The sequence below is a fragment of the Streptomyces acidicola genome (assembly GCF_009377235.1).
Lineage (GTDB): Bacteria > Actinomycetota > Actinomycetes > Streptomycetales > Streptomycetaceae > Streptomyces > Streptomyces acidicola.
In genome coordinates this window covers 1-12,445 of sequence record NZ_VMNX01000015.1, presented here as the reverse complement: position 1 = coordinate 12,445, position 12,445 = coordinate 1, and the positions used below count along the sequence as shown (strand labels likewise).

Here is a 12,445-nt window from a genome sequence, read left to right as displayed (position 1 = left end):
CCTACACCTTGTTCGCTGAGGGCGAACTCCCACCGGTGCCGTGGTCGCCCCACTCGACGTGCGGCCCGTCGAGGTGCGCCGCATGCCTCGGGGGATGAGCCGCCGCGCCGAGCACGAAGACGTCCTCCGCGCCGTCCAGTACGCCGCCCGCCGGATCGTCGTCGCCGGCCCGGCGCACCACGTCACGCTCCGGCAGGTAGACGTCCCGTACGACGACGGCGCACAGGTACAGCGTTCCCAGCAGGTGGACGGCGATGGCGAGTTGGTAGCCCTCGGTCGGGAGCCCCTTGTGGGCGTCCCCGCTGGTCGTGTACGCGAGGTACATCCAGATCCCGAGGAAGTACGCGACCTCGCACGCCTGCCAGATCAGGAAGTCCCGCCAGCGCGGCCTGGCCAGCACGGCGAGGGGGATCAGCCAGAGCACGTACTGCGGCGAGTAGACCTTGTTGGTCAGGATGAAGGCCGCGACGATCAGGAAGGCGAGCTGGGCGAAGCGCGGTCGGCGCGGAGCGCTGAACGCGAGTGCGGCGATGCCGCCACACGCGACCACCATCATGATCATTGCGGAGGTGTTGGCCGCGGCCGCGGTGATCTGGATGTCGAACCGCTGCGAAAGAATCAGGAAGATCGAGCCGAAGTCGACTCCGCGCTCACGGCTGAAGCTGTAGAACTTGGCCCATCCCTCCGGAGCGAGGAACATCACCGGAAGGTTGACGACGAGCCAGGCGCCGACGGCACCGAGCAGCGCCGTACCGAACTCCCGCCACTTGCCCGCCCGCCAGCACAGGACGAAGAGCGGTCCGAGAACCAGGAAAGGATAGAACTTCGCGGCCGTCGCGAGCCCCACCAGCACGCCGAAGGCGAGGGGGCGCCGACGCGACCACATCAGCAGCGCGGCGGCCAGCAGGGCGACAGCGAGCAGGTCCCAGTTGATGGTGGCCGTCAACGCGAACGCGGGCGCGAGCGCGACCAGGAGGCCGTCCCAGGGGCGTCGACGCTGAGTGCGTACGGTGCAGACGGCAATGACTGCCGTGCACACCATCAGCATCCCGGCATTGACCATCCAGTACCACTGCTCCTGGTCCTGGATGCTGCCGCTGCCCGGAGTGAGCCAGGAGGCGACCTCCATGAACACACCGGTCAGTACCGGGTACTCCAGGTACTGCATGTCGCCGGGGATCTTGTCGAAGTACGGCACAAGCCCGTCGGCGAAGCCGCGCCCCTGGTAGAGGTGGGGGATGTCCGAGTAGCACGCGTGCGTGTACTGGGAGCTGACCCCGAAGAACCAGGCACCGTCGTAGCAGGGCAGCTTCTGCACCATGCCGAGGGCGAACATGCCGATCGCCACGAGCGCGACCACCCGCACGGGAGTCCACCAGGACATCCCGAGCAGTGCGCGCCGCCCGATAGGTCCACCGATGAGCTCACTGCCGTTCGCGGCGACCCCGTCCTCCTTGGTCGGCTGCACCGGCTCCGGCTCGTCCACGCTCACTCGCGTCGTGTCTGCACTGGGCATGTCGCACATCCTGCCGTACGTACCTGGGAACACGTCGAGGGCCGCCGTACCCGGTGGGGTGCGACGGCCCTCGTTTCACGTGAAACACCTCACGACGGGTGTTTCACGTGAAACACCCTCGATGGTGACCATCCACGGCGGCTAGCCGTTCGGGCCTGCGAAGATGCCTCCGTTGTTGCCATTGCCTCTCGTATTGCCCTCGGATTGGCTCGGTGAGGCGCTCGAACCGCCATCCGTCCCTCCGGTGTCCGTCCCACCCGTGTCGTTGCCACCCGTGTCGTTGCAGGTCGGGTCGAACGGGTTGTTGCAGGTCTCGGACTGCGAGGGCGACGGCTCGGCCTCGCTCTCGCTCGGCGTGGGGCTGGGCTCGGGGCTCTCCTCTTCCGTTTCGGTCGGGGTCGGGGTCGGGGTCGGGTCCGGTTCGTCGTTGACGATCACGCCGATGGGCTCGGGCTTCGGGAAGTCCTCTACCGGCTCGCCCTTGAGTGCCTGCTCCATATAGTCGTGCCAGATTTCGGACGGGAACGAAGCACCGTGGATCGACTCCTGATCGCCGGTCCCGTACATCTGCAGGAACTCGCGCTCCTTGCCGGAGGCGTTGTCGTCCATGCGGTACATGCCAATCGCCGTCGACAGCTGTGGTACGTACCCGACGAACCAGGCGGACTTGTTACCGTCGGTGGTACCGGTCTTGCCCGCCACGTCACGACCGGGCAGCTGGGCATTGGTGCCTGTTCCGTCCTCTACCACGGTCTTGAGGACGTCGGTGACGTTGTCGGCGACCGGGGCCGTGAAGGCCGTCTTGGTCTTAGCGACCTCATCGTGATTGAAGACCGTGCCGTCCCGGCTCGTGACCTCTGTGACCGAGTACAGATCACGCTGCTTGCCTCTGGCCGCGAAGGTGGCGTACGACCCGGCCATTCGGATCGCGCTCGGGTCGGAGATGCCGATCGAGAAGGACGGGAAGCTTGTGCCGGTCAGACTGCTGTCGAGGAGACCCGCGTCCACGGCGGCCTCCTTCACCTTGTCCAGGCCGACGTCCATGCCGAGCTGGACGAACGCGGAGTTGGCCGAGACCCTCATCGCTTCACGAAGGTCAATCTTGTTGTCGGGCGGCGATCCGTATGACTCGTCTCCGTCGTTCACCTGCAGCCATTCCTGGTCCTTCTCGTTTCGCCAGATCTCCCCGTCGTAAGTCCTGATCTTCAGCTTGTTCTTACCGCTGTACAGGCTTTTCGGAGAGGCGATCGTGCGCTCGTCCTGCGGCTGAGTCGGGAGGCCGTCCTTGTCGCGCACACCCCACTGCATTGCGGCCGCCAGAACGAACGGCTTGAAGGTCGACCCGACTTGGGCACCGGTCACGTCGCAGTTGTTGGTGAAGTGCTTGGTCGCGTCCTCGCCGCCGTAGCAGGCCTTGATCGCGCCGGTGGCCGGGTCCACGGACGCCCCGCCGAACTGGACGTGGGTGTCCGTCTTCGGGCGCTCCTTGGGCTTGATGTTCGCCTTTTGGACCTTCTTGACCGCAGCTTCGAGCTCGTCGACCTTCTTCTTCTCAAAGGTCGTGTAGATCGAGTACCCACCCTGCTGGAGCTTGTCGGCGCTGACGATGTCGTTGTTGATCAGGTAAGCCTTGGCCAGGTCGACCAGGTAGCCGACCTGGCCGCTCAACTTGTTGTTCGCGCGCGGATTCTGCCACTTGGGGAGCTTGGTGTACTTGGCCCGCTCTGTGGCACTCAGATGGCGGTACTCGACCATCTTGTCGAGGGTGTCCTGCATCTGCCGCAGGGCTCGCCTGCTGTTGTCCTGGGGGGTCGCTGCCGGGTCGATGGACGTCGCGCCCGCGGGGTCGTAGTACGTGGCGCCCTTGAGCGTCGCCGCCAGGAAGGCACACTCGCCTGCGTTCAAGCTGACGGCGTCCTTGTTGAAGTACGCGCGCGCGGCAGCCTGGATGCCGTAAGCGTTGCGGCCGTAGTAGGCGGAGTTCAGGTAGCCGGCCATGATTTCGTCTTTGTCCATGTCGGTGCCGACCTTGATGGAGACGAACAGCTCCTTGAACTTCCGGGAGACCGTCTGTGACTGATCGTCCAGCATCGCATTCTTCACGTACTGCTGGGTGATCGTGGAGCCACCCTGGGTGTCACCACCCTGGGCCATGTTCAACACGGCACGGGCGATGCCCATCGGGTCGATGCCGTTGTCGTCGTAGAAGGTCTTGTTCTCCTGCGAGATGACCGCATACTGCATGTTCTTGGGGATCTGTGAGAGGTTGATGATCTGCCGGTTCGTCTCACCCCCAGTCGCGACCATCTCAGAGCGGTCCGCCCAGTAGAAGACGTTGTTCTGTGATGTCGCCGTCTGTTGGACGTCCGGCACGTTCACCCAGGCGTATCCAACACCCGCGAGAGCCAGCAGACCGCCGAAGAAGCCGATGAAAAGTCCGGTCACCAGCTTCCACGACGGCACCCAGCGGCCAGCGCCGTACTTCCCGGCGCGCGGGTAGTCGATGATCCGTTTCCTGTCGGGCGGCGCGGCACGCCCTCTGCCACGCCCGGGACCTCGTCCCGCGCCTTCGGGTGCCGCTCTGCGGCGGCCACCCCCTCCGCCTCTCTGGGCTGCCCGCCGGGCCTCGGCTCGCCCGCCGTAAGGGCGATCCTCACCTCCCAAGTCATGGGAGCCTGAAGGAGACCCGGTGGCGCCTCGCGGTGCCGCGCGGCGGCCGGAGGACGCCGACTGACCGCGTCGGGCCGCGGCTCGTCCGCCTCCCTGCGGCTGCGTCGGTTTGCGACGGTGCTCACTCATCGAACGACTACTCCTCGGGCAGGCGCACCCGTGCGCGCCTGGAAACGGCGGCTGGTTTCCTGTCCCCCCGAAGTACGGATGCGGTCGTGTTGGCATTCATCCGTACTGCACCAAGGACGACGACGTGCTCGGAAGTCACTCGGTTCCCGGTGGTGTGCATGGCGCACAGACTACGCACCACCAAAACCCTCCGAGCACCGAACTTCACCCCAAACCAGGCAACTTGCCTCCAACTTATCGGTGATGTGATCCCGTTCACCGCGCCCCCTCTTGTCGCAGCCGGAGGGGCGTCCTATCGTCGAGATGTATCGAGTCGATACATCAGCTCGGCATAAAGACGTGACGGCGAGGCCGCGGCAGAGAGGAGGCGACGATGAACCGGCGTTCCGGAATCCTTGAGTTCGCCGTACTCGGGCTGCTCCGCGAATCTCCGATGCACGGCTATGAGCTGCGCAAACGACTCAATACGTCATTGGGTGTGTTCCGTGCCTTCAGCTACGGGTCGCTCTACCCCTGTCTCAAGACGCTGGTCGCCAACGGCTGGTTGATCGAGGAATCAGGGGGCGCGCAGGAGGACGCTTCCGCCGCTCCGCTCACGGGGCGCCGGGCCAAGATCGTCTACCGGTTGACGGCGGAAGGTAAGGAACACTTCGAGGAGTTGCTCTCGCAGACGGGTCCGGACGCGTACGAGGACGAGACCTTCGCGGCTCGCTTCGCCTTCTTCGGGCAGACCTCCCGTGATGTGCGCATGCGCGTCCTGGAGGGCCGTCGCAGCCGTTTGGAGGAACGGCTGGAGAAGATGCGCGCCTCCCTGGCGCGCACCCGGGAGCGCCTCGACGACTACACGCTTGAGCTCCAGCGCCACGGGATGGAGTCCGTGGAGCGCGAAGTGCGCTGGCTGAACGAGCTCATCGAGAGCGAGCGGGCAGGCCGGGACCGGAAGGGTCCCGGCCACGGAGAACCCGCTCGCGACACCACAGAGGGAGCGCCGGGCGTCCTGCCCCGGCCCGGGGGCGACCCCGGACCGGATACGCCCGGCGACACCGCCACGTGAGGCCCCTGCCAGGGCCTCACTCGTACACACAGGGAGCAACCGGAATGGGTTCGGTTCGCGTAGCCATCGTCGGCGTGGGCAACTGCGCCGCATCGCTGGTGCAGGGAGTCGAGTACTACAAGGACGCCGATCCGGCGTCCAAGGTCCCCGGCCTGATGCATGTCCAGTTCGGCGACTACCACGTCCGTGACATCGACTTCGTCGCCGCCTTCGATGTGGACGCCAAGAAGGTCGGCCTCGATCTCGCCGACGCCATCGGCGCCTCCGAGAACAACACCATCAAGATCTGCGACGTGCCCAGCACCGGTGTGACCGTACAGCGCGGCCACACCCTCGACGGCCTCGGCAAGTACTACCAGGCCACCATCGAGGAGTCCGAGGAGGAGCCGGTCGACGTCGTCCAGATCCTCAAGGACAAGCAGGTCGACGTGCTCGTCTGCTACCTGCCCGTGGGTTCCGAGGACGCGGCCAAGTTCTACGCCCAGTGCGCCATCGAGGCCAAGGTCGCGTTCGTCAACGCCCTTCCGGTCTTCATCGCCGGCACCAAGGAGTGGGCGGACAAGTTCACCGAGGCGGGCGTCCCGATCGTCGGCGACGACATCAAGTCGCAGGTGGGCGCCACCATCACGCACCGCGTCATGGCGAAGCTCTTCGAGGACCGGGGCGTCGTCCTGGACCGCACGATGCAGCTGAACGTCGGCGGCAACATGGACTTCAAGAACATGCTCGAGCGCGAGCGCCTTGAGTCCAAGAAGATCTCCAAGACGCAGGCCGTCACCTCACAGATCCCCGACCGGGACCTCGGCGAGAAGAACGTCCACATCGGCCCGTCCGACTACGTGGCCTGGCTCGACGACCGCAAGTGGGCATACGTCCGCCTTGAGGGCCGTGCCTTCGGTGACGTCCCGCTCAACCTTGAGTACAAGCTTGAGGTGTGGGACTCCCCGAACTCCGCGGGCGTCATCATCGACGCCCTGCGTGCCGCGAAGATCGCCAAGGACCGCGGCATCGGCGGCCCCATCCTGTCCGCGTCCAGCTACTTCATGAAGTCCCCGCCGGTCCAGTACTTCGACGACGAGGCCCGCGAGAACGTGGAGAAGTTCATCAAGGGCGAGGTCGAGCGCTAGCAGCGCACCGGGCACTTCGCTCCGACACAACGGGGCGTCGAGGCGCCTCGCTTCGATTCCCGCTGAGGGTCCCCGGGTCGCATGGCCCCGGGGACCCTCCCCGTATGTGAGGCTGTGCCTCATGTCCGTCGTGCGTGACCTGCGCGTCCTGCTCCGCTTCCGGAACTTCCGGCGCCTACTCGCCGTACGGCTGCTGTCCCAGGGCGCCGACGGCGTCTACCAGGTCGCGCTCGCCGCATACGTCGTCTTCTCACCGGAGAGGCAGACGTCGGCAGCCGCGATCGCCTCGGCGATGGCCGTTCTGCTCCTCCCGTACTCGCTCATCGGCCCTTTCGCCGGTGTCCTGTTGGACCGCTGGCGACGCCGCCAGGTCCTCCTGTACGGCAACCTGCTGCGTGCCGTCCTGGCCTGTGTGACGGCCCTCCTGGTGCTGAGCGCTGTGCCGAGCTGGCTCTTCTACGTGTCCGCGCTCTGTGTTACCGCGGTCAACCGGTTCGTCCTGGCCGGGCTCTCGGCAGCCCTGCCGCGCGTGGTGGACGCCGATCGCCTGGTGATGGCCAACTCCCTCTCCCCGACGGCCGGCACACTCGCCGCGACCGCGGGCGGCGGACTTGCCTTCGTCGTACGGCTGGTGGTGGCGAACTCCGACGCCGCGGTGGTCCTCCTCGGCGCGGCTCTGTACCTGTGTTCCGCCCTCGCCTCTCTGCGCATGACGCGGGAACTGCTCGGGCCCGAGCCGGACTTGGTGCAACCACGGCTGCGAACCGCACTCACCGGCACCGCACGGGACCTGGTGGCGGGCATACGGCATCTCGCGGAGCCCCAACGGCGGGAGGCCACCTGGGCTCTGGCCTCGATGACGCTGATGCGGTTCTGCTACGGCGCCCTGACGGTCATGGTGCTGATGCTGTGCCGGTACGCCTTCTCGTCCGACGCCAAAGACGGGCTGGCCCTGCTGGGCCTTGCTGTGGCGATCTCGGGAGCGGGCTTCTTCGCAGCGGCGGTGGTGACCCCATCGGCGGTCTCGCGACTCGGACCAGGCATATGGATCGCCACCTGTGCCGCCGCCGCGGCCGTCCTGGAGCCCGCTCTGGGGCTGCCGTTCGCCAAGACCCCCATACTGATCGCGGCGTTCGTCCTTGGCCTCGTCACTCAGGGCGCAAAGATCGCCACGGACACGATCGTCCAGTCCACGATCGACGACGGCTTCCGTGGCCGGATCTTCTCGGTGTACGACGTGCTGTTCAACGTCGCTTTCGTGGGTGCCGCCGGAGTGGCCGCCCTGATGCTCCCTCCTGACGGCCGCTCAGCCGCCTTGGTGGTAACAATTGCCGTCATCTACGCGGCGATTGCAGCGGCTATGGCCCGCTTCGAACGGCAGTAACCCTCGGCAAGTAGCACCGGGGCCAGAGCGGCACCGAGAGCACATCCGCGGGCAGCCGCATGCACAACAAGGCTGACGCCAGAACGACCGAGGGGCGATGTTTCACGTGAAACATCGCCCCTCGCTATGTACGCGATCGCTCCCCCGGGGTCATGTTTCACGTGAAACATGACCCCGTTTCACGGCTCGGCCCCAGTCGTCCGCGGGTTCAGCCTTGCTCGGTCCACCACTCCTTGAGTGCCGACACCGCCGCGTCGTGCTCCATCGGACCGTTCTCCAGTCGCAGCTCCAGCATGAACTTGTAGGCCTGCCCGACGACCGGGCCGGGACCGACACCCAGGACCTCCATGATCTGGTTCCCGTCGAGGTCCGGACGGATGGCGTCCAACTGCTCCTGCTCCTGGAGTTGCGCGATGCGCTCCTCCAGGCCGTCGTACGCACGGGACAGGGCGTTCGCCTTGCGCTTGTTCCGCGTGGTGCAGTCGGAGCGGGTCAGCATGTGGAGGCGGTCCAGGAGAGGGCCGGCGTCGCGCACATACCGGCGGACCGCCGAGTCCGTCCACTCCCCGGTCCCGTAACCATGGAAGCGCAGGTGGAGTTCGACCAGGCGCGCGACGTCCTTGATCAGTTCGTTGGGGTACTTGAGGGCGGTCATCCTCTTCTTGGTCATCTTGGCGCCCACCACCTCGTGGTGATGGAAGGAGACCCGGCCGTCCTTCTCGAAGCGACGCGTCTTCGGCTTACCGATGTCGTGCAACAGCGCGGCGAGCCGGAGTGTGAGGTCCGGACCGTCCGTCTCCAGCGCCATCGCCTGCTCCAGCACGATCAAGGTGTGGTCGTAGACGTCCTTGTGCCGGTGATGCTCGTCGCGCTCCAGCCGCAGCGCCGGAAGCTCGGGCAGCACGTGGTCCCCGAGCCCGGTCTCGACCAGCAGCCTCAGGCCCTTACGCGGGTGTGCGGAAAGAATCAGCTTGCTCAGCTCGTCCCGGACCCGCTCCGCGGAGACGATCTCGATCCGCCTGGCCATCTCGGTCATCGCGGAGACGACGTCCGGAGCCACCTCGAAGTCGAGCTGGGCGGCGAAACGGGCAGCCCGCATCATCCGCAGGGGATCGTCGGAGAAGGACTCCTCAGGGGTGCCGGGCGTGCGCAGTACACGCTCCGCAAGATCTTCCAGGCCACCGTGAGGATCGATGAACTCCTTCTCGGGGAGGGCCACGGCCATCGCGTTCACGGTGAAGTCACGCCGTACGAGGTCCTCCTCGATGGACTCTCCGTAGGACACCTCCGGCTTGCGCGAGGTCCGGTCGTACGCCTCCGACCGGTACGTGGTGACCTCGATCTGGTAGCCGTCCTTCTGAGCCCCCACCGTGCCGAAAGCGATGCCGACCTCCCACACAGCGTCCGCCCAGGGCCGCACCATCTTCAGTACGTCCTCGGGGCGCGCGTCCGTCGTGAAGTCCAGGTCGTTGCCAAGCCGGCCCAGGAGTGCATCGCGGACCGAGCCGCCGACAAGGGCGAGCGAGAACCCGGCCTCCTGGAACCGGCGGGCGAGATCATCGGCGACAGGGGACACCCGCAGCAGTTCACTCACCGCACGGTGCTGCACCTGGCTCAGGGCACTGGGCTTTTCTTCGTTGGCGTTCGGCACAACAGAAAAGGGTACGTGCCCCCGGCGACCCGGAGCGCCTCCATGGAACGTGCACAGTCGTCCCCCAGAGTCGCTCCCTGGTCGCTCCCTTTAATACGCACACATACGGGACACTCATGGTCCCGTAGCCGATCTTGTGAGGCAGACCGCGGCACTTCCCCTCGGCGCACATCGTTACCATGCGTGGACGCACATTCCGACGACCACTGACATGACGAGGGACGGGCGAGCGCGTGGCCGAGGCGGCAGACACCCAGGGGACGAGTCCCTCACCTGCCCGCCGGTGGCTCCGGCGTACGGGGGCACTGGCCGCCGGGGCACCGCTGCTGGCCGGGCTGCTCCAGCTGCCCGCCGCCTCGGAGGCACACGCTGCGGAGAAGTCCTCGCTGGTCGAGGCCGGCGGGTCGGGCGTGGTCGACGTCGCCTTGGACTCGCTCACCCCCGGTGTCCCCACCGACGGCGACACCGTCACCATCTCCGGCACGGTCAGGAACAACGGCAAGCAGCCGGTCACGGATGCCCACGTGGGCATCCGTGTGGGCGGGTCCGTGTCCAGCCGTGCGGCGATCGACGCCGCGGCCAAGCGCGGCGCCTTCAACCAGTACTCCGACGGGACCGAGGTCGGCGGGAAGTACGTCGAGAAGTTCTCCCGGCTCACCCCGGGCGTCGCCCAGTCCTTCAGCATCTCGGTCCCCGTCAAGGAGCTGGACCTCGGTGCCGACGGCGTCTACCAGCTCGGGGTCTCCCTCACGGGCCGGACCGCTGCCACGCCCTACGAGCGCGTGCTCGGCATCCAGCGGACCTTCCTGCCCTGGCAGCCGGACACGGCGGAAACGAAGACAAAGACGACATACCTCTGGCCCCTCATCTCCACCTCCCATCTGATGGCGGAGACCGGTCCGGGCGATCAGCAGACGCCCGTTTTCCAGAACGAGGACCTGGCCCACGAGATCTCGCCCGGTGGCCGGCTGGACCAGCTGCTGAGCCTGGGCAAGGAACTCAACATCACCTGGGTGATCGACCCGGATCTCCTGGCCTCCGTCGACGCGATGACGCGCAGCTACCGGGTCAAGAGCGGCAACGAGACCACGGCCGGCAAGAACCAGGCGGTCGCCAAACGGTGGCTCGGCGGACTGGAGAAGGCCGTCCAGGGCGAGGAAGTCGTCGCCCTCCCCTTCGCCGACCCCGACATCGCCTCTCTGGCGCACAACGGCAAGAACGTCACCGGCTCCCTGAGCCACCTCAAGGACGCCACCGACGTGGCCGCCGACACCGTCGAGACCGTGCTCCACGTGAAACCGGAGACGGACTTCTCCTGGCCCGTGGACGGCGCCGTCGACCCGTCGATCGTCAAGGTCGCCACCTCGGCGGGCGCGGACAAGGTGATCGCCCGTAGTGACAGCCTCCAGGACACCAGAAACCTGACGTACACGCCGAACGCTGCCCGCCCCATCGGCGGCGGCACCACGGCGGTCGTCGCGGACGCACGGCTGTCCACGGCGTTCCAGGGCGACATGACGAAGGCCGACAACGCGACTCTGGCCGTGCAGAAGTTCCTCGCACAGAGCCTTATGACCGACCTGCAGGCCCCGGACAAGCAGCGCAGCATGGTGATCGCCCCGCAGCGCATGCCGACCGCGAGCCAGGCCCAGACGATGGCGCAGGCCCTGACAGCCCTCCAGAACGGAAACTGGTCGCAGTCCCAGGACCTGTCTGCGGCCGCGGACGCCAAGCCCGACCCGAATGCCACCACGAAGGTTCCGGCGGCAGCCGCGTACCCCTCCTCCCTGCGCAAGCAGCAGCTGCCGACATCGGCCTTCGAGACGATCCTGGACACGCAGGTCGATCTCAACCGCTTCAAGGTGGTCCTCACCGACAAGTCCCGCGTCGTCACGCCCTTCGGACGGGCCATGAACCGGGAAATGTCCACCTCCTGGCGCGGCCGCGCCACCGAGGCCGGGGTCTACCGCGACAGCGTGCAGTCCTACCTGGGCACCCTCACCGACCAGGTCAGGCTGATCGAGAAGTCGGAGACAAAGCTCTCGGGCCGCAGCGCCACGATCCCTGTGACGGTGCAGAACAACCTCGTGCAGGGCGTCGACAAGCTGGTGCTGCGCCTCACGTCGTTGCAGCCGAAGCGCCTGGAGATCGACGGCAAGGACTACGCAGAGCAGACCATCCGGGTCTCGGGCGGACACAGCCAGTCGGTGAAGTTCGACACCAACGCCAACGCCAACGGCGAGGTCGCCGTGGAGGCGCAGCTCTACACGGAGGACGGCCAGAAGTATGGTCCCTCCGTCACGTTCGACGTGAACGTCACCGAGTTCACACCCACGGTGATGCTGGTCATCGCCGGCGGAGTCCTCCTGCTCGTACTCGCCGGCTTCCGCATGTACACGCAGCGCAAGCGCGCGGCGGCACAGCAGGCCGAGGAGGAGGGCACCGAGGAGGAGACCGCGGTCGAGGAGACGAGCGACACCGCAGTCCTCGCGGCGGACGGACTCAAGCAGGAGTCCCGCGCGCGGTCCGGGGAAGACGAGCCGGGGCACCCGAGTGACCCGCCGACGGACACCGCACTGGAAAGCGCCGACCCGTCCGGCACGGGTGAGAGAGTGGACCGTTGAGCGATGTCGTGGCCAGTGGCCAGGGACGATGAGGTGGGGTAAGGATGAACGCGCCGTACGACGGTGACCGCGGTCAGGGCGCGGCCGACTCGGGCTACCCCGAGCGCCCGCAGCCCGGGCCGGGCCATGTCCCGCCGCAGCCCCACACCGACCTGTACCCGCAGGACGCCCAAGGGCCGGACGCCTACGGCCAGGACCCCTACCGGGCGCAGGACCTCTCCGCCCAGGACCCGGTCACCGAGGCGCTCTACGACCGCGCCGCCCACCCCCCGCCGCCTCCGGGCACATAC

At 66.9% G+C, this 12,445-nt stretch carries 7 protein-coding genes and 1 pseudogene; 5 read left to right on the top strand and 3 right to left on the bottom strand.

Features of this window, described 5'->3' with window-relative positions; all coding sequences use genetic code 11:
• Window position 1 precedes the first annotated feature (1 nt).
• Both FPZ41_RS07525 and FPZ41_RS07520 read right to left on the bottom strand, forming a co-directional pair.
• Window positions 2-1,525 carry a glycosyltransferase family 87 protein gene (locus FPZ41_RS07525; RefSeq protein WP_152860363.1) on the bottom strand — a complete coding sequence of 508 codons (1,524 nt, stop codon included), beginning with the start codon at window positions 1,523-1,525 and terminating at the stop codon, window positions 2-4.
• A gap of 132 nt (window positions 1,526-1,657) precedes the next feature.
• Window positions 1,658-4,315, bottom strand: a complete 2,658-nt coding sequence (locus FPZ41_RS07520; protein WP_152860361.1) for a transglycosylase domain-containing protein — start codon at window positions 4,313-4,315, stop codon at window positions 1,658-1,660.
• 373 nt (window positions 4,316-4,688) lie between these two features.
• Here FPZ41_RS07520 and FPZ41_RS07515 point away from each other — a divergent pair, with 373 nt between their 5' ends.
• From FPZ41_RS07515 to FPZ41_RS07505, 3 genes are all read left to right on the top strand, one after another.
• Entirely contained in the window at window positions 4,689-5,369 is a 681-nt protein-coding gene (locus FPZ41_RS07515) for a PadR family transcriptional regulator (RefSeq protein WP_152860359.1), read from the top strand.
• A gap of 44 nt (window positions 5,370-5,413) precedes the next feature.
• Entirely contained in the window at window positions 5,414-6,496 is a 1,083-nt protein-coding gene (locus tag FPZ41_RS07510; protein ID WP_152860357.1) for an inositol-3-phosphate synthase, read from the top strand.
• Window positions 6,497-6,617: 121 nt separating this feature from the next.
• The gene (locus FPZ41_RS07505; RefSeq protein WP_152860355.1) at window positions 6,618-7,880 is read left to right on the top strand and encodes an MFS transporter; all 1,263 of its coding nucleotides are present in this window, start codon (window positions 6,618-6,620) and stop codon (window positions 7,878-7,880) included.
• A gap of 208 nt (window positions 7,881-8,088) precedes the next feature.
• Here the strand turns inward: FPZ41_RS07505 and FPZ41_RS07500 are convergent, their stop codons facing one another.
• Entirely contained in the window at window positions 8,089-9,531 is a 1,443-nt protein-coding gene (locus FPZ41_RS07500; protein ID WP_322619927.1) for a CCA tRNA nucleotidyltransferase, read from the bottom strand.
• Window positions 9,532-9,764: 233 nt separating this feature from the next.
• On the opposite strand from FPZ41_RS07500, the gene FPZ41_RS07495 reads away from it, so the two are divergent.
• Entirely contained in the window at window positions 9,765-12,155 is a 2,391-nt protein-coding gene (locus FPZ41_RS07495; protein ID WP_322619926.1) for a DUF6049 family protein, read from the top strand.
• A 44-nt stretch (window positions 12,156-12,199) separates the two neighbouring features.
• A pseudogene (locus tag FPZ41_RS07490) lies at window positions 12,200-12,445 on the top strand (murein biosynthesis integral membrane protein MurJ); the annotation flags it as partial.